The sequence below is a fragment of the Rhodococcus sp. NPDC058532 genome (assembly GCF_042719255.1).
Taxonomy (GTDB): Bacteria; Actinomycetota; Actinomycetes; order Mycobacteriales; family Mycobacteriaceae; genus Rhodococcus_G.
Genome location: NZ_JBHXNU010000011.1, coordinates 54,441 through 73,966, shown reverse-complemented (window position 1 = coordinate 73,966; position 19,526 = coordinate 54,441). Strand labels below are relative to the sequence as shown.

At 71.1% G+C, this 19,526-nt stretch carries 19 protein-coding genes, 2 tRNA genes and 1 pseudogene; 7 read left to right on the top strand and 15 right to left on the bottom strand.

The window, feature by feature from the left end:
- From ACFWQG_RS14605 to ACFWQG_RS14575, 7 genes are all read right to left on the bottom strand, one after another.
- Nucleotides 1-519, bottom strand: a complete 519-nt coding sequence (locus tag ACFWQG_RS14605) for a DUF3145 domain-containing protein (RefSeq protein WP_378508341.1) — start codon at nucleotides 517-519, stop codon at nucleotides 1-3.
- A gap of 141 nt (nucleotides 520-660) precedes the next feature.
- The gene (locus tag ACFWQG_RS14600) at nucleotides 661-1,476 is read right to left on the bottom strand and encodes a serine hydrolase domain-containing protein (RefSeq protein WP_378508340.1); all 816 of its coding nucleotides are present in this window, start codon (nucleotides 1,474-1,476) and stop codon (nucleotides 661-663) included.
- An 89-nt stretch (nucleotides 1,477-1,565) separates the two neighbouring features.
- The gene (locus ACFWQG_RS14595; protein WP_378508339.1) at nucleotides 1,566-2,693 is read right to left on the bottom strand and encodes an NDMA-dependent alcohol dehydrogenase; all 1,128 of its coding nucleotides are present in this window, start codon (nucleotides 2,691-2,693) and stop codon (nucleotides 1,566-1,568) included.
- 169 nt (nucleotides 2,694-2,862) lie between these two features.
- A complete protein-coding gene (locus ACFWQG_RS14590) occupies nucleotides 2,863-3,333 on the bottom strand; it encodes a DoxX family protein (RefSeq protein ID WP_378508338.1) in 471 nt (156 codons plus the stop codon).
- Between the two features lie 63 nt (nucleotides 3,334-3,396).
- Nucleotides 3,397-3,470: transfer RNA gene (locus tag ACFWQG_RS14585), tRNA-Ile, on the bottom strand.
- Between the two features lie 69 nt (nucleotides 3,471-3,539).
- Nucleotides 3,540-3,689 carry a hypothetical protein gene (locus ACFWQG_RS14580; RefSeq protein ID WP_378508337.1) on the bottom strand — a complete coding sequence of 50 codons (150 nt, stop codon included), beginning with the start codon at nucleotides 3,687-3,689 and terminating at the stop codon, nucleotides 3,540-3,542.
- Nucleotides 3,690-3,938: 249 nt separating this feature from the next.
- Nucleotides 3,939-4,011 (bottom strand) — tRNA-Asn (locus ACFWQG_RS14575).
- 138 nt (nucleotides 4,012-4,149) lie between these two features.
- Here ACFWQG_RS14575 and ACFWQG_RS14570 point away from each other — a divergent pair.
- Nucleotides 4,150-4,395: a hypothetical protein gene (locus ACFWQG_RS14570; protein WP_378508336.1), complete on the top strand. Its 246-nt coding sequence runs from the start codon at nucleotides 4,150-4,152 to the stop codon at nucleotides 4,393-4,395.
- On the opposite strand, the gene dnaG is transcribed toward ACFWQG_RS14570, so the two are convergent.
- Entirely contained in the window at nucleotides 4,392-6,296 is a 1,905-nt protein-coding gene (gene dnaG / locus ACFWQG_RS14565; RefSeq protein WP_378508335.1) for a DNA primase, read from the bottom strand. The genes ACFWQG_RS14570 and dnaG overlap by 4 nt on opposite strands.
- A 59-nt stretch (nucleotides 6,297-6,355) precedes the next feature.
- On the opposite strand from dnaG, the gene ACFWQG_RS14560 reads away from it, so the two are divergent.
- Nucleotides 6,356-7,540 (top strand): dipeptidase, encoded by a 1,185-nt coding sequence (locus ACFWQG_RS14560; RefSeq protein ID WP_378508334.1) that lies wholly within the window; start codon nucleotides 6,356-6,358, stop codon nucleotides 7,538-7,540.
- 6 nt (nucleotides 7,541-7,546) lie between these two features.
- Here the strand turns inward: ACFWQG_RS14560 and ACFWQG_RS14555 are convergent, their stop codons facing one another.
- Both ACFWQG_RS14555 and ACFWQG_RS14550 read right to left on the bottom strand, forming a co-directional pair.
- Entirely contained in the window at nucleotides 7,547-8,815 is a 1,269-nt protein-coding gene (locus tag ACFWQG_RS14555) for a deoxyguanosinetriphosphate triphosphohydrolase (RefSeq protein WP_378508333.1), read from the bottom strand.
- Nucleotides 8,812-9,384, bottom strand: coding sequence for a YdcF family protein (locus ACFWQG_RS14550; RefSeq protein ID WP_378508432.1), 573 nt, complete (start codon nucleotides 9,382-9,384; stop codon nucleotides 8,812-8,814). The genes ACFWQG_RS14555 and ACFWQG_RS14550 overlap by 4 nt, the downstream gene beginning before the upstream one ends.
- A 171-nt stretch (nucleotides 9,385-9,555) precedes the next feature.
- Here ACFWQG_RS14550 and ACFWQG_RS14545 point away from each other — a divergent pair, with 171 nt between their 5' ends.
- The gene (locus ACFWQG_RS14545; protein ID WP_378508332.1) at nucleotides 9,556-11,559 is read left to right on the top strand and encodes a TPM domain-containing protein; all 2,004 of its coding nucleotides are present in this window, start codon (nucleotides 9,556-9,558) and stop codon (nucleotides 11,557-11,559) included.
- A gap of 82 nt (nucleotides 11,560-11,641) precedes the next feature.
- Here ACFWQG_RS14545 and ACFWQG_RS14540 read toward each other — a convergent pair whose 3' ends face one another.
- Nucleotides 11,642-13,033 carry a glycine--tRNA ligase gene (locus tag ACFWQG_RS14540; RefSeq protein ID WP_378508331.1) on the bottom strand — a complete coding sequence of 464 codons (1,392 nt, stop codon included), beginning with the start codon at nucleotides 13,031-13,033 and terminating at the stop codon, nucleotides 11,642-11,644.
- A gap of 205 nt (nucleotides 13,034-13,238) precedes the next feature.
- Here ACFWQG_RS14540 and ACFWQG_RS14535 point away from each other — a divergent pair, with 205 nt between their 5' ends.
- Genes ACFWQG_RS14535 through ACFWQG_RS14525 form a run of 3 tightly spaced genes read left to right on the top strand, consistent with a single transcriptional unit; the run spans nucleotide 13,239 to nucleotide 14,769 of the window.
- Entirely contained in the window at nucleotides 13,239-13,571 is a 333-nt protein-coding gene (locus ACFWQG_RS14535) for an ArsR/SmtB family transcription factor (RefSeq protein WP_378508431.1), read from the top strand.
- Nucleotides 13,568-14,005, top strand: coding sequence for a Fur family transcriptional regulator (locus ACFWQG_RS14530; protein WP_378508330.1), 438 nt, complete (start codon nucleotides 13,568-13,570; stop codon nucleotides 14,003-14,005). The genes ACFWQG_RS14535 and ACFWQG_RS14530 overlap by 4 nt, the downstream gene beginning before the upstream one ends.
- A gap of 32 nt (nucleotides 14,006-14,037) precedes the next feature.
- Nucleotides 14,038-14,769 (top strand): Clp protease N-terminal domain-containing protein, encoded by a 732-nt coding sequence (locus ACFWQG_RS14525; RefSeq protein ID WP_378508329.1) that lies wholly within the window; start codon nucleotides 14,038-14,040, stop codon nucleotides 14,767-14,769.
- Between the two features lie 10 nt (nucleotides 14,770-14,779).
- Here the strand turns inward: ACFWQG_RS14525 and ACFWQG_RS14520 are convergent, their stop codons facing one another.
- From ACFWQG_RS14520 to recO, 4 genes are all read right to left on the bottom strand, one after another.
- On the bottom strand, nucleotides 14,780-16,183 hold the full coding sequence (locus ACFWQG_RS14520) for an aldehyde dehydrogenase family protein (protein ID WP_378508328.1): 1,404 nt from the start codon (nucleotides 16,181-16,183) through the stop codon (nucleotides 14,780-14,782).
- A gap of 75 nt (nucleotides 16,184-16,258) precedes the next feature.
- Nucleotides 16,259-16,660: a hypothetical protein gene (locus ACFWQG_RS14515; protein WP_378508327.1), complete on the bottom strand. Its 402-nt coding sequence runs from the start codon at nucleotides 16,658-16,660 to the stop codon at nucleotides 16,259-16,261.
- The gene (locus ACFWQG_RS14510) at nucleotides 16,657-17,469 is read right to left on the bottom strand and encodes an isoprenyl transferase (RefSeq protein ID WP_378508326.1); all 813 of its coding nucleotides are present in this window, start codon (nucleotides 17,467-17,469) and stop codon (nucleotides 16,657-16,659) included. The genes ACFWQG_RS14515 and ACFWQG_RS14510 overlap by 4 nt, the downstream gene beginning before the upstream one ends.
- The gene (gene recO, locus ACFWQG_RS14505; RefSeq protein ID WP_378508325.1) at nucleotides 17,426-18,250 is read right to left on the bottom strand and encodes a DNA repair protein RecO; all 825 of its coding nucleotides are present in this window, start codon (nucleotides 18,248-18,250) and stop codon (nucleotides 17,426-17,428) included. Before recO ends, ACFWQG_RS14510 begins: the two co-directional genes overlap by 44 nt.
- An 87-nt stretch (nucleotides 18,251-18,337) precedes the next feature.
- Here recO and ACFWQG_RS14500 point away from each other — a divergent pair.
- Nucleotides 18,338-19,526 (top strand): annotated as a pseudogene (locus ACFWQG_RS14500) (amidase); the annotation flags it as partial.

Genomic DNA, 19,526 nt, shown 5'->3' with positions numbered 1-19,526 from the left:
CTACCCGACGTCGCTGCGCAGCCAGGTGACCTCCGCGCCCTCGCCGCCGCTGCGGTACGGCTCGAGTTCCGCGTCCCACTGCGACCCGAGCGCGCGTTCGAGCTCGGCGGCGAGGCGCTCGGACCTGCCATGCTCGGCGATCAGCGCCCGCAGCCGCATCTCGCCGACGATGACATCACCGTTCGCGCTCATCGACCCGCGCCACAGCCCGAGCGACGGCGCGTGGCAGTAGCGTTCCCCGTCGACGCCCTCGCTGGCGTCCTCGGTGACCTCGAACCGCAGCATCGGCCACGCCCGGAGTGCGTTGACGAGCCGGGCACCGGTGCCGACCGGGCCGACCCAGTCGGTGCTGGCGCGCAGTTGTCCGGGGGATGCCTGCTGCGAGGTCCACGCCAGGTTGGCGCGGCAGTCCAGGGTGGCGGCGAGGGCCCACTCGATGTGCGGGCACAGCGCCGCTGGCGACGAGTGCACGTGCAGCACACCGTTCGTCGCGTCGGCGAACCGATCCCATTCGCGCACAGCGCACCTCCAGCTTCGACGAGGGTCGTCTTCCCCAACGGCCTCTGTCGCGCTGACCCGGCGGTGGCGCGGTAACAGTGTGCCCCGTGTGCACGGTGGTGCGCCAGTTGAAGCGGGTATTGCCCCGCGGACGGGGCTCGCTCAGCGTCCGCCGAACTCGGCGAGGACCGCGTCGCTCAGCGGCGGCCACGCCTCCTTGGCCCAGTCGCCGAACGCCCGGTCGGTGAGCGCGACGCACGCCAGCGCGCGGGTCGGGTCCACCCACAGGAAGGTGCCGGACTGCCCGAAGTGACCGAAGGTGGCCGGCGAGTTCGTCGCACCGGTCCAGTGCGGCGCCTTCCCGTCGCGGATCTCGAACCCGAGCCCCCAGTCGTTGGGCCGCTGCATGCCGTAGCCGGGGAGCAGCCCGCGCAGGTCGGGGTAGTGCAGCGTCGTGGCGTCGCCGAGGGTGGAGGGGGCCACCAGCCGGGGCCGCAGCAGTTCCCGCGCGAACCGGGTCAGGTCGGCGGTGCTGGCGCTGGCGCCGTGACCGGCGGATCCGTCGAGTGCCGACCCGGTCATCCCGAGCGGTTCGAACACCGCCTGCCGGAGGTACTCCGGGAACGCGATCGCGGTCTCGGCCGCGACGAGGTCGGCGAGCACCTCGAAGCCCGCGCTGGAGTAGATGCGTTTGGTGCCCGGCTCCGCCTGCACGGTCCGGTCACCGAAGGCCAGCCCCGAGGTGTGCGCGAGCAGGTGCCGCACGGTCGCGCCGGGTGGGCCCGCAGGCTGGTCCAGGTCGATCGCACCCTCCTCCACCGCGACCAGGACGCCGTAGGCGACGAGCGGCTTGGTCACCGAGGCCAGCGCGAAGACCCGGTCCTGGTCCCCCGCCGTGTCCAGGACGCCGCCAGGGCCGACCGCGGCGGCGGCGGCGTGCTCGACGGGCCAGGTGTCGATCGCGGCGAGGGAGGGCATGGCGTCAGCCTACGAGGACCGGTGGACGCGACGATGCCGGGTCACCCCGTGGGGCGACCCGGCATCGAGGAGCCGTCGGCGGGTGTCCGTCAGCGGTCGGCGTCGGTGTACTTGATGACGCCGCGCAGGTTCTTTCCGTCGAGCATGTCCTGGTAGCCCTCGTTGACCTGCTCGAGGCTGTAGGTGTTGGAGATCATGTCCTGCAGGTTCAGCTGACCGGACTTGTAGAGGTCCAACAACATCGGGATCTCGTGGCGCGGGTTGGCGCCGCCGAAGACGTTGCCCTTGAGCGTCTTCTGCAGCATCGCGAAGAGGAACAGGTTCATCTTCACGTCCATGTCCGACATGTTGCCCATCGAGGTGACGACGCAGGTGCCGGTCTTCGCGGTCAGGGTCAGCGCCGGGTCGACGAGGGTGCCGTCCATCTCGCCCATCGTGAGGATGACCTTCTGGCACATCTTGCCCCAGGTCAGCTCCATGACCGGGACGATGGCCTCCTCGAGGCTGGCGTACGCGTGGGTGGCGCCGAACTTCAGGGCCCGCTCACGCTTGGACGCGACCGGGTCGATCGCGATGACGTGGCGGGCGCCGGAGACCACGGCACCCTGCAGCGCGGCCATGCCGACGCCGCCGACACCGACGATCGCGACGGAGTCACCGGGACGCACCTGCGCGACGTTGGTTGCCGAACCCCAGCCGGTGGTGACGCCGCAGCCGACGAGCGCGGCGACCTCGAACGGGATGTGCTCGTCGATCTTGACCGCGGAGTACTCGTGCACCGTCATGTACGGCGAGAACGTGCCGAGCAGGGACATCGGGATGACGTTCTGCCCGCGCGCCTGGATCCGGTAGGAGCCGTCGGAGATGGACTGCCCGGTGAGCAGGCCCATGCCGAGGTCGCAAAGGTTCGAGTGGCCCTGGGTGCAGGGGTCACAGGTGCCGCAGGCCGGGATGAAGGACAGGACGACGTGGTCGCCCTCCTTGAGCCGCTTCACGTTCGGGCCGACCTTGGTGACGACGCCGGAGCCCTCGTGCCCGCCGAGGACAGGGAAGGACGGCATGGGAGTTGCGCCGGTGACGAGGTGGTGGTCGGAGTGGCACATGCCCGCCGCCTCCATGCGGATCTGGACCTCACCCTCGCGCGGGTCGCCCAGTTCGATCTCCTCGACCGACCAGGGCTCGTTGAGACCCCACAGGAGCGCGCCTTTTGTCTTCATCTCGGTTCCGGCCTTTCGTCCAACTTCGGCGTCAGGTGACCCCCGGTGACGGCGATCACAGCGGACACGATAGCCGGAAAACCGCAGATTTGGAACACGTTCTAGAAGAATTTCGTAACAGCCTCTAACGTAGATGCATATCCCCAGGTGAACGTCCGTTACCGACGGGTCAGGTGGGCGCCCCGACGGCACGGGAGTCCACCCGCGGATCCGGGCCAGCGGCCCCCCGGCCGCGCCGCACGACCCGGTCGAGCGCGAACGATCCACCGCCGATGAACACCAGCACGAACATCGCCCAGCAGAACAGTGCCGCGGGTTCGCCATCGTTCTGGATCGGCAGCGCGCCGTCGGCCTGGTGACCCCAGAAGTACGCGTATGCCATCGAGCCCGACCCGAGGAAGGCGGCGGCCCGCGTCCCGAGGCCGACCATCAGCAGCGCGCCACAGGCGACCTGAATGGCGGCGCCCCACCAACCGGGCCACGCACCGAGCTGCGCGGTCTGCCCGCCGTAGGGCTCGGCGGGCCACGCCCACAGGCTGGTTGCGCCGTGGCAGAAGAAGAGGAATCCGATGACGACGCGGAAGGCGGCGATCGCGAGGTCGCTCGCGGAGGTGGCCCAGTGGCGGGAGGTGTGTGTCACGAGCGGGAGTTAAGCATGGCTACCCTAAGTCGTGGGGTGCCACGATTGTCGCGTCAACCAGGGTGGGGCGGGCGGGGCTCGAACCCGCGACCAATGGATTATGAGTCCACGGCTCTAACCGACTGAGCTACCGCCCCATCCGCCCGCACCGCGGGCGCACCGAATGGTACCGGTGCGCCGCGGCCGGTCCGGAGGCGCGTCGAGGCTCAGGTCATCGCGACGAACAGCAGCGCCGAGGTCGCCACCACCGCGACCGCGGCGAGCATCGCCAGCAGGAACCACGCCCGCGCGACCTGCTCGTCGACGTCCCGCGGCGCCAGCAGGTGCCGGTTGGTCAGAGTTCGTGAATTCCGCATCGTCATCCTCGTTCGTCATCGACAATGCGAGGGTTCCATTCTCGGCGCGGCGACAACAGGGTCGAAGGTCCCCGATTGTCGGCGACCCGGCGTCGGCGTGAGCCATCTCACTCCCGCACCCGGCCGCCTGCCGCGGCGAACGACGCCCCCGACCTGCGTACACAGGTCGGGGGTGTGCCGTTCGTCGACTGCGGCAACGGAACGAGAAAACCCCTCCACCCGCCGGAGGCGGATGAAGGGGTTTCGCGGCTCCCCCGGCTGGACTCGAACCAGCAACCGTCCGATTAACAGTCGGAAGCTCTGCCAATTGAGCTACAGGGGATTACCTTCGGCAGCGCTCGCTCTCGCTTGGCTGCGGAACAGACTTTAACCCATAGACCCACCCAGGTACCAAATCGCCTGCCCGCGGACCGGTCAGGCAGACTGTGGGAGGCCGTTCGACAGGAGGGATAAGCAGTTCATGATGCGCTTGCTGATCGGGGTTGCCGCGGGATACGTGCTCGGCACGAAGGCCGGCCGCGCCCGCTACGAACAGATCACCCGGACCACGAAGGCGATCATCGAGAGCCCGGCGACGAAGAAGGCGATCGAGGTGGGACGGCAGAAGCTCTCCGACAGCCTCAACCCGCAGCCCAAGCTCGAACCGCTCAAGCCGATCGACGAGCAGACGACGATCCTCGTCCCCCGCGACCAGCTGCGCCGCTAGAACTCCTCGGCGTTGTCGCCGACCGCCTGCTCCAGGAGGCTGCGCCGGTACTGCTCGAGCGCGACGAGGTCCCCGAACAGCGACATGTACTCGTCCGGGTGGTCCGCCTGCGACAGCCGCTGCAGCCGCGACTTGAGGTCGGCAACCTGCTGCCCCACCCACACCTCCTGCAGCCGGGCGAGGACCCGCGGAATGTAGTCGGGGACGTCGGACGCCCGCATCGGCTCCACCGCCAGCTCGGTGACGAGGGACTGCAGCGGGTCGGCGAGTTTCGCGACGGCGTCCATCCATTCGGCGCCGCCGAGGCCCGCCGCGGTGCCACCCGCGTCGGCCATCGCCTGCCGCACCAGCGCGTACGCGGGGTGGGTGAACGTCTCCGCGGGCAGCGAGTCGAAGACGGACCCGGCGATCGCGGGGTACTGCAGCGCGGCCTTGAGCGCGTCCCGCTGCGGCCACAGCGTCGGGTCGCGGGGGTTCGGCCGCTGCGGACCCTCGGGTGCCGCGGGCGCGGGCGCCTCCTCCCGGAACCTGTTCTCCGGCTGCGTCTTCCCGCGCCGGGATCCGGCGCGGCGCGATTCGTCCCGCACCCGCCGGACGACGGCGGTGATGTCGTCCCAGCCGACCCAGCCAGCCAACTGCCGTGCGTAGTCCTCGCGCAGCGCGGTGTCCTTGATCCGGGCCACCACCGGCACCGTGCGCCGCAACGCCTGGACCCGCCCCTCGGCGGTGTCCAGATCATGTTCGGCCAGCAACGATTTCACGACGAACCGGAACAGTGGCACCCGCCGGGCCACCAGGTCGCGGACCGCCGCATCGCCGGACGCCTGCCGCAGTTCGCACGGATCCATGCCGTCCGGCGCGACCGCGACGTACGTCTGCCCGGCCATCTTCTGGTCACCCTCGAACGCCTTCATCGCGGCCGCCTGACCGGCCGCGTCGCCGTCGAAGGTGTAGATCACCTCGCCGCGGAAGTAGCTGTCGTCCATCAGGAGCCTGCGCAGCATCGCGAGATGGTCGTCGCCGAACGCGGTGCCGCACGCCGCGACCGCCGTCGTCACGCCAGCCAGGTGCATCGCCATCACGTCGGTGTAGCCCTCGACGACGACCGCCTGATGACCCTTCGCGATGTCCCGCTTCGCGAGGTCGAGACCGAACAGCACCTGAGACTTCTTGTACAGCATGGTTTCCGGCGTGTTGATGTACTTGCCGGGCATGGTGTCGTCATCGAACAGCTTGCGGGCGCCGAACCCGATGACGTCGCCGCCGAGGTTGCGGATCGGCCACACCAGTCGGCGCCGGAACCGGTCGATCGGGGTGCCCCGCTTGCCGGGCGTCGCCAGGCCCGCGTCGACGATCTCCTTCGCCTCGAATCCCTGCGACAGCAGATGCTTGGTCAGCGTGTCCCAGCCGTCGGGCGCGTAGCCACACCCGAACGTCAACGCGACCTGCCCGTCGAAGTTCCGTTCCGTCAGGTAGTCGCGGGCGGCCTGCGCGTCCGGTTCCCGCAGCCGCTGCGCGTAGAACTTCTGCGCCGCCGCGTTCGCCGCGACCAGCCTGGCGCGGGTGCCGCGGTCGCGCTGAACGGACGGTCCGCCGCCCTCGTAGGAGATGGTGTAGCCCAGCCGGTCGGCGAGCTGCTCGACGGCCTCGACGAACGAGACGTGCTCGATCTTCTGCAGGAACGAGTAGACGTCGCCGCCCTCCCCGCAGCCGAAGCAGTGGAAGGTGCCGTGGTTGGGCCTGGCATGGAAGGACGGGGACTTCTCGTCGTGGAATGGGCACAGGCCCTTCATCGAGTCCCCGCCGCTGTTCTTCAGCGCGACGTACTCCCCGACGATGTCCTCGATGCGGGTGCGCTCCCGAATGGCCGCGATGTCTCGTTCAGGAATTCGGCCGGCCACGGTCGACAGTCTAGGCGGCTCCGCTCGGGCCGTCCGGCACGGCATCTAGGATTCGCGCCATGTCGTCCTCGTCACGCCGCTGGGTGCGCCGCGCCCTCGTCGGTGTCGCCGTGTTCGTCCTCGTCGCCGCGGCCGCGTTCTTCGCGCTCGCCCCCGGACTTGTCGAGCGGGCGCAGAACAAGATCGTCGACACCGCCCTGCCGGAGGTGTCGGAGCAGACCCGGCAACTCCACGACGGCCTGCTGATCGCGGACCTGCATTCGGACACCCTGATGTGGGACCGCGACCTGCTCGAACGCTCCTCCCGCGGGCACATGGACCTGCCCCGGCTGCAGGACGGGAACGTCGCGCTGCAGGTGTTCTCCTCGGTGTCGAAGTCGCCGAAGGGCCAGAACTACGACGCCAACACCGGCGACAGCGACAACATCACCCTGCTCGGTGTCGCGCAGCTGCAGCCGCCCCGCACCTGGGGGTCGATCCTGGAACGGTCGCTGTACCACGCGGAGAAGCTCGGCAAGGCCGCCGCCGCATCCGACGACCAACTCCGGGTGATCCGCAGCCGGGGCGACCTTGAGGCGCTGCTCGCCGACCGGGCTGCCGGCCGCGAGGTGACCGGCGCCCTGTTCTCGGTGGAGGGGCTGCAGAACCTCGAGGGACGGATCGAGAACGTCGACCGGCTCTTCGACGCCGGGATGCGGATGGCCGGGTTCACCCACTTCTTCGACAACGAGACCGCTGGCTCGATGCACGGCGTCGACAAGGGCGGGCTCACCGACCTCGGCCGCCGGGTGTTCGCGGAGCTGGAGCGGCGCGGGGTCGTCATCGACATCGCGCACGCCAGCCACCCGGCGATCGCGGAGATGCTGGCCCTGGCAACGAAGCCGGTGGTGGCCAGCCACGGCGGGGTGCAGGCGACGTGCGCGGTGAACCGGAACCTCACCGACGACGAGATCCGCGGCGTCGCGGCGACCGGCGGGGTGGTCGGCATCGGCTACTGGGATGCCGCGGTGTGCGCGCTGACCCCGGCCGCGGTGGTCGACGCGATCGAGCATGTGATCGCGGTCGGGGGGCTGGCGACCGCGGCGCTCGGCAGCGACTACGACGGCGCAACCACCGTCGCGTGGGACACCAGCGAGATCGCGGTGATCACGCAGGAGCTGCGGGACCGGGGCCACAGCGACGCCGACATCGGGGCGATCATGGGCGGCAACACCCTGCGGGTGCTGGCGCAGGTCCTGCCGTAGCCGCGGTCAGCCCCAGGCGGCCTGCGCGCCGAGGCTCTGCCGGTCGACGCGTTCGAGTCGGCTCTCGGTGTAGGACGCGATCTGGTCGACGATCACCCTGGTGCGGGCCGCGTCGTCGCCCGCCCGCCGCCACGCGGGAAGCAGGATCGGGTCGAGGCAGGTCGGCGCGGTCTGCAGCAGCCACTGGGCGACGCGGTGGATGCGGTCCCGCTGCCGGTCCTGCTTCGCCCGGTGCCCGGCATCGGACATCACGTACCGCAGCGCGACGGTCTTCAGCAACGCCACCTCGGCGGCGACGACCGGCGGGATCACCAGGTCCGCGGCGTAGCGGGTCAGCGGCGACCCGCCCGCGACGTCCCGGGTCGCGGTGACCGCGGCGGTCGCGAACCGGCCGACGAGCTCACTGGTCAGGTTCTTCAGCGCCACCGCCGACCCGACGGTGCCGTCGTACCGGCCGACCGCGACGACGACCGGCAGCACCGACAGCCTGCCCGCGGCGTCGACGAGGTCGTCGACGACGAGTCCCCGGAACTCGGCGGCGCCCATCTCGGCGAGCGCCCGCCGCTCGACCGGGTCGGCGAGGGCGCGCAGGTCGATGCGGCCGGCGATGACACCGTCCTCGACGTCGTGCACGGAGTACGCGACGTCGTCGGCCCAGTCCATCACCTGCGCCTCGAGGCACTGGCGGCCCGCCGGGGCACCCTCGCGCACCCACGCCAGCATCCCGGCGTCGTCGTCGTATGCCCCGAACTTCGCGCCGGGCGTCGGCCGGGTCCACGGGTACTTCATTGCGGCGTCGAGGGCGGCGCGGGTCAGGTTCAGTCCGGCGCTGACGCCGTCACCGTCGAGGACCTTCGGTTCCAGGCGGGTCAGGATCCGCAGGTTCTGCGCGTTGCCCTCGAATCCGCCGCAGTCGGCGGCGACCTCGTCGAGCGCCTTCTCCCCGTTGTGCCCGTACGGCGGGTGCCCGATGTCGTGGGCGAGGCCCGCGAGGTCCACGAGGTCCGGGTCGCAGCCGAGCCCGTCGGCGATGCCGCGGCCGATCTGCGCGACCTCGATCGAGTGCGTCAACCGGGTGCGGGGGGTGTCGCCGTCGCGGGGGCCGACGACCTGGGTCTTGTCGGCGAGCCTGCGCAGCGCGGCGCTGTGCAGGACCCGCGCCCGGTCCCTGGCGAAGTCGCTGCGCGGGGCGGAGGTGCCGGGCAGGCCAGCGCTCTTCGGCGACTCCCCGATCTGCCGGTCGAGGTCGTGGTCGGTGTATCCCGGCACGATCACTGCCCGGCCGTGTACGGGAAGTCCGCGGAGAAGTGGGTCAGCTGATACCACAGCAATGCTCCTGTCTCCCTTGCTATTCCGTGGAACTGCGATTCACGCGTAAAGACGGCGGGCCCCTGCCGGGTCGGCGCCGTCCACGCCGCGAGCCCGGCGTCGCGGGCCATCGTGCGGGTGCGGAGCGAGTGCCACGGGTCGCTGACCAGGACCGCGGACGTCATCGCCTGCTCCCCCATCACCCGGCTGACGCCCTCGATGCTGAGCAGCGTGTCCTCCCCCTCCTCGACCGCGATGATCCGGTCCGCCGGAACCCCCCGCGAGATCAGGTAGTTCTTGCCCGACGCGGCCTCGGTGTACAGGTCACCGACCTGCTTGCCGCCGACGGTGATCACCGTCGGCGCGATGCCCCGCTCGAACAGCTTGACGGCCTGCTCCAGCCGCGCCTCGAACACCGACGACGGCGTCCCCGAGTACTGCGCCGCGCCGAGCACCACGATCGCGTCCGCCTGCCGGGTGTCGTTGATCCGCGCCACCTGCCACACCCGCACCGCGGTCCCGCCGACCAGCAGCATCCCGATCACGATCGCCCCGACGACGACCCGGCGCGTCCACCGGCCGAGGGTGCCAGCGAACCCGAGGCGCTCGTCGTCGTGTCGGCGGGCAGCTGCGTAACTCACTCCCCAAGTCTGCCAGTGACCGCGAGCCGCGCCGCGCAGGCCGCGCCAGCCGATAGATTCGGACACATGTCATCTGCACTTCGCCGCGGCGGGCGGCCCGTCGCCGCGACCCTGGCCGTCGTCGCCGCACTGCTCGCCCTGCTCGGCCTGCCCGCCACCGCATCGGCGGACGCCCCGCTCCGGCTGCCGTCCCAGATCACCGACCCGGACGGGATGCTCGACGCGTCCGGGCGCGCCGATGTCCAGGCCGCGCTGGACGCCCTGTTCGACGAGCACCGGACCCAGCTGTGGGTGGTGTACGTCGCCTCCTTCGGCGGTGTCGACGCCGACGCCTGGGCCAGCCGCACCGTCGCGATGAGCGGGCTCGGGGACGAGGCGGCGCTGCTCGCGGTCGCCACCGAGGACGGGGCCTACGCGTTCGACGTGCCCTCCTCGCTGTCCGGGGTGAGCGAGAGCGATGTCGCGGCGATCGAACGGGACGCGGTGGTGCCCGCGCTGCGCGAGGGCGACTGGGCGGGCGCCGCGGTGTCCGCGGCCGGTGGGCTGTCGGACGCGATGTCCGGGACCGGATCCGGGTCCGGGGTCACCTACCTGGTGCTCGGCGGGGTCGCCGTCGTCGCCGCGGGCGGCGCGGTGCTCTACACCCGGCGCCGCAAGACCCGCACCGGCCGCGGCGGATCCGCCGCCGCCGACGTGGACTGGACGGATCCGGCCGTGCTCGCGACGCTGCCGATCGCGACCCTCGACGCCCGCGCCAAGGAGGTGCTCGTCGAGACCGACAACGCGATCCGCACCAGCGAGGAGGAACTGAACCTGGCGCGCGGCGAGTTCGGCGACGCGGCGACCGCGCCGTTCACCGCGGCCTACGACGCCGCCCGGTCGACGCTGGCGTCGGCGTTCGCGATCCGCCAGCGCCTCGACGACGACATCCCCGAAACCCCGGACCAGCAACGGGACATGCTCGTCGAGCTGATCGCGACCTGCAGCCGCGCCGACCGCGAACTCAACGATCGGGTCACCGAGTTCGACGGGATGCGGGACCTGCTGATCGACGCGCCCGCCCGGCTCGACGCCCTCACCCAGCGGACGGTGGAGATGACGGTCCGGATCCCCGAATCCGAGTCCGTTCTGACCGCCCTGCGCGGCGAGTTCCCGGCCCCGGCCCTGGCCTCGGTGGACGGCAACATCGCCCTCGCCAGGGAGCAGCTGGCGTACGCGGACCAGAACATCACGGCGGGCCGGGACGCGGTCGCGCTGCCTGCGGGCAAGCAGGGTCCGGCGGTGGTCGCGATCCGGGCCGCCGAGGGCGCGCTGGATCAGGTTCGGGAACTGCTCGACGGCGTCGACCATGCCGCCGACAACATTCGCACCGCGATGGCGACGCTGCCCGCCGCGATCGCGGACGCCCGCAAGGACATCGCCGACGCCGACGCCCTCGCCGGGCACGGCGGGCCGGACCTTGCCGCCGCCAAGTCGGCGGCGGAGGCGGCGGTCGCCGCGGCGGAGGCCACCAGCGGCAGCGACCCGCTCGGCGCGTTCACCGAACTCGCGAAGGCGGACAGCGCCCTCGACACGATCCTTGCCGCCGCGAACGAGGCCAAGGCGAACGCCGAGCGGACCGCGCAGCGCCTGACCCAGGACATCACCGCGGCCCAGGCGCAGATCACCGCCGCCACCGATTTCGTCGCGACGCGGCGGGGCGCGGTCGGGGCGGAGGCGCGGACCCGGCTATCCGAGGCGCAGCGGCATCTGGACGCGGCGCGGCAGCTGAGCCAGTCCGATCCGGCGACGGCCCTGCAGCATTCGCGGGCGGCCGGGGATCTCAGCGGCCGGGCGCTGCGGCTGGCGCAGTCGGATGTGCAGCAGTGGGAGGCCAGTCGGCGGCCGCAGTCGTCGGGGGTGAATACCGGCGCGATCCTCGGCGGCATCCTGATCGATTCGATGATCCGCGGCGGGAGGAGCGGCGGCTGGGGCAATCGGGGCGGCGGATCCCGCGGCGGCGGCCGCTCACCCGGATCGTTCGGCGGACCGAGCAGTTCCGGCCGGATCAGCCGCAGCGGCCGGTTCTGACGACACTCGCGCAGGCGCTGCGCGCCCGTGAGTCCTTTCGGCCCGAGCAGGGGCCAGAAGGACTCACGGGCGGCGGAGCCGCCTACGCCCCGAGCAGGCGCTGCGCGAGGTAGCCCTCGACCTTGTCGAGCGAGACCCGCTCCTGCTCCATGGTGTCGCGCTCGCGGACCGTGACGGCGTGGTCGTCGAGGGTGTCGAAGTCGACGGTGATGCAGAACGGGGTGCCGATCTCGTCCTGGCGACGGTAGCGGCGGCCGATCGCGCCCGCGTCGTCGAACTCGACGTTCCAGTTCTTACGCAGGGTGGCCGCGAGGTCCTTCGCCTTCGGCGACAGCGCCTCGTTGCGGGACAGCGGCAGCACGGCGGCCTTCACCGGCGCGAGACGACGGTCGAGGCGCAGCACGGTGCGCTTGTCGACGCCGCCCTTTGCGTTCGGGGCCTCGTCCTCGGTGTACGCGTCGACGAGGAACGCCATCAGCGAGCGGGTCAGGCCCGCGGCGGGCTCGATGACGTACGGCGTGTAGCGCTCACCGCTGGCCTGGTCGAAGTACTTGAGGTCCTGCCCGGAGGACTCCTCGTGGACCCGCAGGTCGTAGTCGGTGCGGTTCGCGACGCCCTCAAGCTCGCCCCACTCGCTGCCCTGGAACTCGAAGCGGTACTCGATGTCGACGGTGCGCTTCGAGTAGTGCGAGAGCTTGTCCTCGGGGTGCTCGAACAGGCGCAGGTTGTCCGGGTTGATCCCGAGGTCGGTGTACCAGGCGAGGCGGGTGTCGATCCAGTACTGGTGCCACTCCTCGTCCTCGCCGGGCTTGACGAAGAACTCCATCTCCATCTGCTCGAACTCGCGGGTGCGGAAGATGAAGTTGCCGGGGGTGATCTCGTTGCGGAAGCTCTTGCCGATCTGGCCGATGCCGAACGGCGGCTTCTTGCGGGAGGTGGTGAGCACGTTCGCGAAGTTGACGAAGATGCCCTGCGCGGTCTCCGGGCGGAGGTAGTGCAGACCCTCCTCGGACTCGACCGGGCCGAGGTAGGTCTTGAGCATCATGTTGAAGTCGCGGGGCTCGGTCCACTGGCCGACGGTGCCGCAGTCGGGGCAGCCGAGGACGTCCATCGCGACATCGTCGGGGTTGTCGATCCCCTTCTTCTCCGCGTACGCCTCCTGCAGGTGGTCCTGGCGGTGCCGCTTGTGGCAGTTCAGGCATTCGACGAGCGGGTCGTTGAACACGCCGACGTGCCCGGACGCGACCCACACCTGGCGGGGCAGGATGACCGACGAGTCGAGGCCGACGACGTCGTCGCGGCCGGTGACCATCGAGCGCCACCACTGCTTCTTGATGTTCTCCTTGAGCTCGACGCCGAGCGGCCCGTAATCCCAGGCGGACCGGGTGCCGCCGTAGATCTCACCACAGGGGAAGACGAGTCCTCGACGCTTGGCGAGGTTGGCGACGGTTTCGACCTTGGACTTGGGTGCCACTGGGAAAGCTCTCCATCTGGGTAATAGATGCCGTGTGGGTGGGGACGTGCGTGACCAGCCTATCGGGACCGGGCACCGCACCCAATTCCTCGATTGACATGCACACTCATGCATATCAAAATGGATACTGTTTGCAATAAGGCCCTGGGTGGCATCGGACCCGGCGAAGGAGAATCCCGGCGTGAGCATCACCGACGGCCAGGACGTGCGCACCCACGCCGCGACCCCCGCTCCCCCTGCGCATCTGCCGGGCGGCGACATCCTGCACGACGCGGGCGAGCTGCTGCGCGCCCTCGCCGCGCCGGTGCGGATCGCGATCGTCCTGCAGCTCCGCGAGACGCCGCGGTGCGTGCACGAACTCGTCGACGCGCTGCAGGTCACCCAGCCGCTGATCAGCCAGCATCTGCGGGTGCTCAAGTCGGCGGGCGTGGTGCGCGGCGATCGGTCCGGACGCGAGGTCGTCTACCGTCTCGTCGACGACCACCTGGCCCACATCGTGATCGACGCCGTCGCGCACGCCGAGGAAGGACACTCGTGACCGACAAGCCCCGCACGCCCGTCGCCGTCGGCGTTCGCGCAACCAAGCAGCGCAGCGCGATCTCGGCACTGCTCGACGAGATCGACGAGTTCCGGTCGGCGCAGGACCTGCACGAGGAGCTGCGCCGGCGCGGCGAGGGCATCGGGCTGACGACGGTGTACCGCACGCTGCAGACCCTCGCCGAGGCGGGCACGGTCGACATGCTGCGGACCGATACCGGCGAGTCCGTGTACCGGCGCTGCTCCTCCGGCCACCACCATCACCTGGTCTGCCGGTCGTGCGGGTTCACGGTCGAGGTCGACGGCCCGGAGGTCGAGCGGTGGTCGCAGACGATCGCGGAGGCGAACGGATTCAGCGACGTGAGCCACACGGTGGAAATCTTCGGCACCTGCCGCGGGTGCGACACCCGCACCCGAGCGTCAACCCAGGGTTGACGATTGGTCATGCGTCAACCTACAGTTGACGCATGACCGAACCGACGCAGTTCTCCCCAACGATCCGCCTCGACGACCTGATCGAGGCGATCAAGAAGGTCCACACCGATCCCCTCGAACAACTCGCCGACGCGATGCTCGCCGCCGACCACCTCGGCGACGTCGCCGACCACCTGATCGGCCACTTCGTCGATCAGGCCCGCCGCACCGGCGCGTCCTGGACGGACATCGGCGCCAGCATGGGCGTCAGCAAGCAGGCCGCGCAGAAGCGGTTCACCCCGAAGGACCCGGGCACCGCGGCGAGCCTCGACCCGAACCAGGGCTTCAACCAGTTCACCCCGCGGGCCCGCAACATCGTCGCGGCCGCCCACAACGAGGCGAAGGCCGCCGGCGCCACCGCGATCACCCCCGCGCACCTGACCCTCGGCCTGCTCGTCGAGCCGGAGTCGCTTGCGCTGCTGCTGCTCGGGAAGCAGGGCGTGGACGCCGACGCGATCCGCGCCGCCGTCACCGCGGCGCTGCCCGCCCCGGCCGCCGAGGTGCCCGAGCTGATCCCCTACGACGCCGCCGCCCGCAAGGCCCTCGAACTCACGTTCCGGCAGGCACTTCGACTCGGCCACAACTACATCGGCACCGAGCACGTCCTGCTGGCCCTGCTCGAGGTCGAGGACGGCGCGGGACCGCTGAGCGGGCTCGGCGTCGACCGGGCGCGGGTCGAGGCCGACCTCACCGCCGCCCTCGCCGCGCTGACCCCGAAGCAGTAGGCGTCGCGGCTCAAAGCAGCCTGCGGATGATCGCCTGCGCGCGGTCGGTGTAGGGCGGGTAGGCGAACCGGAAGTCCGGCCGGAAGGGTTTGACCAGCACCGCCTTCCGATTGCTGAACGTCACGAATCCATCCCTGCCGCGGTAGCGGCCCATCCCGCTCGGGCCGACCCCGCCGAACGGGAGCTGCGGCACCGAGGCGTGGTAGATGAGGTGATTGACCACGATCGCCCCGGCGGTCACCTCGTCGAGCACCCGCCGCCGCACCTCCTTCGACCGTGTGAAGACGTAGGCCGCCAACGGTTTCGGCCGCTCGGTGACGAAGTCGATGGCCTCGTCGACGGAGTCGACCGCCAGCACCGGCAGGACCGGGCCGAAGATCTCGTCCGTCATCAGCGGATCGTCGGCGGGCGGGTCGACCAGGACGGTGGGTTCGACGGTGAGCGTGGACCGGTCCACGCCGCCGCCCGCCACCACCGTCGCGCGGGTCGCCGCGAGCTGCCCGGCGAGCCGGTCGAAGTGACGCTCGTTCACGATCCGCATGCCCGGCGTCGCGGCAGCGGACCGGAACCGCGCCATCGTGGTCACCAGCCGCTCAAGCAGCGGCTCCCGCACCGCCCGCTCCACCAGCAGGTAGTCGGGGGCAATGCAGACCTGCCCCGCGTTGAGCAGCTTCGCCCACGCGATCCGGCGTGCCGTGACGTCCAGGTCCGCATCGGACGCGACGATCGCGGGCGACTTTCCGCCCATCTCCAGCGTCACCGGTGTCAGTTGCGGGGCGGCGGCGGCCATCACCTTCCTGCCGACCTCGGTGCCGCCGGTGTACAGGCAGTGGTCGACGCCCTGCGCCAGCAGCCGCTGGGTCGCGGAGCCGTCCCCCTCCACCACCACAACGGCATCCGGGTCGACGTACTCGGGCAGGCGTCGTGCCAGCAGCCGGGAGGTGGCGGGGGCGAGCTCGGACGGCTTGAGCACCACGCAGTTTCCGGCGGCGACCGCATCGATCAGCGGCCACAACGCCAGGGTCATCGGCGCGTTCCAGGCGCCGATGACCAGCACCACCCCCACCGGCTCGTACTGCACCCATCCGACCGCGGGCATCAGGGCCGACGGGATGGGACGCATGCTCCGCCGCATCCAGCGCCGGAGCCGGGCCCGCACGTAGGCGGCCTCGATCCGGACCGGGGACATGTCGAGGGTCCACGCCTCGAACGCCGCCCGCCCGAGGTCCGCGGCGAGCGCGTCCGCGATCTCGTCCTCCCGTTCGACGACGAACCGCTCAATCCCCCTCAGCTGCGCAATCCGCCACTCCGCGGGCCTGGTTCGGCCGGACGCGAACGTTGCCCGCAGGCCACCGACCACCTCTGCCACGTCCCGGCGCATCGGCACGGGTTGAATGTCCTGGTCGAGTCCCATCACTGCCACCTCGGCTCGTCCGTGGGATCAGACCCCACGATACGACCGCGGCAGCGCCGGCAGAAGGACCGTTCGCTAGGGAATCAATCCCTGCCTGCTGTCCTCGACGCCGGACAGCACCAGCAGCAGCATCGTGGTCAGCGCCTCATCGGTGAGCCCGGCCGCCGGGAACGTGTAGCGCAGGATGACGTCCGCGAACCGGCCGCGCGTGATCACCGAGACCAGCCCGAACTGCAGTGCCGCGTTCTTCTCCGCGACCTTGCGGTGCAGGGTGGTGCTCGTCGGCCGATCCCAGGCGAGCACCGCCGTCAACGCCAGCACATCCAGACCCGGCGCCAGGGTCACCGCCCGCAGCGAGCACAGCGCCCCGCCGTACTCGAATCCCAGTGAACCGTCCGCGGTTTCGGTGACGGCGACGAAGTGCGCGAGGGCGTCCCGGGACCGACCCTGCAGGGCATCGGCTGCGTCGGCGGTCACTGCTCCGTCACCCCGCCGAATCTCCGGTCCCTGGACGCGTATTCGACGCACGCCGCCCACAGGTCGCGGCGGTCGAAGTCGGGGAACAGCTTCTCCTGGAACACCATCTCCGCGTAGGCGGACTGCCAGATCAGGAAGTTCGAGGTGCGCAGTTCGCCGGAGGGGCGCAGAAACAGGTCAACGTCGGGCATGTCCGGCTCGTCGAGGTATCGCGCGACCGTCGCCTCGGTGATCTTCTCCGGGTTGATCTCGCCGGACGCGACGCGGCGCGCGATTTCCCGTGCCGCGTCGGCAATCTCGGCGCGTCCACCGTAGTTAACGCACATCGTCAGGGTCATGACGTCGTTGTCCTTCGTCAGCTCCTCGGCGATCTCGAGTTCCTTGATCACCGACGCCCACAGCCGCGGCCTGCGGCCCGCCCAGCGGACCCGCACCCCCATCTCGTGCATCTCGTCGCGCCGCCGCCGGATCACGTCCCGGTTGAAGCCCATCAGGAACTTGACCTCGTCGGGGCTGCGCTTCCAGTTCTCGGTGGAGAACGCGTACGCCGAGAGCCACTTCACGCCGATCTCGATGCAGCCCTCGACCGTGTCCATCAGGACGGCCTCGCCGCGTTCGTGTCCTGCGGTGCGCGGCAGGCCACGGTCCTGCGCCCAGCGGCCGTTGCCGTCCATCACCAGCGCGACGTGCCGGGGAACCAGTTCCGGCTGGATGATCGGGGCCCGAGCACCGGACGAGTGCGGGCGTGGCGGCCGGATCTCCCGGTCAGGCGAGGCTTGCGGTGCGCGTCGTCGGATCACGTCCCTCATCCTGCCCGACGACCCCCGGCCGGTCGGGGTCCGGGGCGGCGGCGTGCGGCCGGGACCGCTCGATCAGCGGCAGCGTCCGCAGTTGCCGTTCCAGATGCCACTGCAGGTGCGCGGCGACCAGCCCGGACGCCTGCGCCCGGATCGCGGCGGGCGCGGCCTCGGTGTGCACCCATTCGCCGCGGTCGAGGGCGACCATCAGGTCGAGGACCCCGGGCGAGGGGGTTGCCGCGCCGGGTGGGCGGCAGTGCACGCACACCGCGCCACCTGCGGCGACGTGGAAGGCGCGGTGCGGGCCGGGGGCGGCGCACCGGGCACACTCGTCGAGGGCGGGGGCCCAGCCGGCGAATCCCATCGCGCGCAGCAGGAACGCGTCGAGGACCAGTTCCGGCGGCCGGATCTGGTCGCTGACCGCCCGCAGTGCACCGACGGTCAGCCGGTGCAGCCGCGGCGCGGGCGCCCGCTCCTCCCCGGACAGCCGTTCGGCCGTCTCCAGGATCGCGCATGCGGTGGTGTAGCGGCCGTAGTCGTCGACGATGTCGGTGGCGAACGCGTCGAGGGTCTGCACCTGGGTGACCACGTCGAGGGAGCGGCCGGGATACAGCTGGACGTCGACGTGCGCGAACGGTTCGAGGCGGGCCCCGAACTTCGACTTCGTGCGCCGCACTCCCTTGGCCACCGCCCGCACCAGGCCGTGCTGCCGGGTGAGCAGGGTGACGATGCGGTCCGCCTCGCCCAGCTTGTGCTGGCGCAGCACCACCGCATGATCCCGGTACAACCTCACCGGGTGATTCTCCCACGCGCCGCGGACATCGCCGGACAGGCGGCCGCGCCGCTGCTACCGTTCGTTCGAACGAACAGGGGGCGGGAGATGAGCGTGGACACCGGTCACGGGCAGGTGCGGATCGAGACGACGAGGACCGACCACGGATGGCCGTCGCTGACGGAGTGCGCCCGGTCCATCGCCGACGGGGAGGCCACCTCGGTGGCGATGGTCACCCGCAGCCTGGACGCGATCGCGGCGAGTCAACCCACGCTGAACGCGTTCGCGGTGGTCCGCCGCGCCGCCGCGCTCGCCGAGGCCGCCGACGCGGACCGTCGCCGCGCCGCGGGCGAGCGGCTGCCGCTGCTCGGGGTGCCGATCGCCGTCAAGGACGACGTCGACGTCGCCGGGGAACCGACCGCATTCGGCGCACCGGGCCGCTTCCCCGCCAAGGCCGCGGACTCGGAGGCGGTGCGTCGCCTCCGCGCGGCGGGCGCGGTGATCGTCGGCAAGACCACCAGCCCGGAGTTCGGGCAGTGGCCGCTGACCGGTGGCCACTTCGGGCACACCCGCAACCCGTGGTCGCGCGAGCGCACCCCGGGTGGCTCGTCGGGCGGCAGCGCCGCCGCGGTCGCGGCCGGGCTGGTGCCCGCCGCGCTCGGGTCGGACGGCGCCGGCTCGATCCGCATCCCCGCCGCCTGGACCAATCTGGTCGGCATCAAGCCGCAGCGCGGACGGATCTCCACCTGGCCGGACCCGGAGGCGTTCCATGGCATCACGGTGATCGGTCCGCTCGCCCGCACGGTCGCCGACGCCGCGCTGCTGCTCGACCTCGTCGCGGGGCCGCACGACGGCGATCGGCACACCCCGCGACCGGTCCCCCTCCGCGATGCGGTCGACCGGGCCCCGGGTCCGCTGCGGATCGCGCTGTCGCTGCGCCGCCCGTTCACCGCGACCCCGACGGCGCTGCACCCGGAGATCCGGGACGGCGTCGGCGCGATCGCGCACACCCTGCGCGGGCTCGGTCACGAGGTCACACTCGCCGACCCGGCCTACGGAATCCTGCTCGGCGCCAACTTCCTGCCCCGGTCGATGGCCGGCCTGGAGGACTGGCGGCGGCGGGTGCCGGACCCGTCGCTGCTCGATCCGCGCACCCTGTCGAATGCCCGCACCGGGCGCCTCCTCGGTGGGGGGGGGGTGGGTGCCGGCCGCGTCTCCTAAAACTGCTTCTTACACGAGATCGGGGGGAATTTCCGCAAAGGCGCTATCCCCCCTACGCCGAACAACCCAAACACAC

What these genes read in the sequence shown, in the direction of transcription:
- ACFWQG_RS14600 (WP_378508340.1), bottom strand. Translation starts at nt 1,476, where the DNA reads ATGCCCTCCCTCGCCGCGATCGACACCTGGCCCGTCGAGCACGCCGCC.
- ACFWQG_RS14595 (WP_378508339.1), bottom strand. Translation starts at nt 2,693, where the DNA reads ATGAAGACAAAAGGCGCGCTCCTGTGGGGTCTCAACGAGCCCTGGTCG.
- ACFWQG_RS14580 (WP_378508337.1), bottom strand. Translation starts at nt 3,689, where the DNA reads ATGCGGAATTCACGAACTCTGACCAACCGGCACCTGCTGGCGCCGCGG.
- ACFWQG_RS14570 (WP_378508336.1), top strand. Translation starts at nt 4,150, where the DNA reads ATGATGCGCTTGCTGATCGGGGTTGCCGCGGGATACGTGCTCGGCACG.
- ACFWQG_RS14560 (WP_378508334.1), top strand. Translation starts at nt 6,356, where the DNA reads ATGTCGTCCTCGTCACGCCGCTGGGTGCGCCGCGCCCTCGTCGGTGTC.
- ACFWQG_RS14550 (WP_378508432.1), bottom strand. Translation starts at nt 9,384, where the DNA reads ATGCTGCTGGTCGGCGGGACCGCGGTGCGGGTGTGGCAGGTGGCGCGG.
- ACFWQG_RS14545 (WP_378508332.1), top strand. Translation starts at nt 9,556, where the DNA reads ATGTCATCTGCACTTCGCCGCGGCGGGCGGCCCGTCGCCGCGACCCTG.
- ACFWQG_RS14525 (WP_378508329.1), top strand. Translation starts at nt 14,038, where the DNA reads ATGACCGAACCGACGCAGTTCTCCCCAACGATCCGCCTCGACGACCTG.
- ACFWQG_RS14520 (WP_378508328.1), bottom strand. Translation starts at nt 16,183, where the DNA reads ATGGGACTCGACCAGGACATTCAACCCGTGCCGATGCGCCGGGACGTG.
- ACFWQG_RS14510 (WP_378508326.1), bottom strand. Translation starts at nt 17,469, where the DNA reads ATGAGGGACGTGATCCGACGACGCGCACCGCAAGCCTCGCCTGACCGG.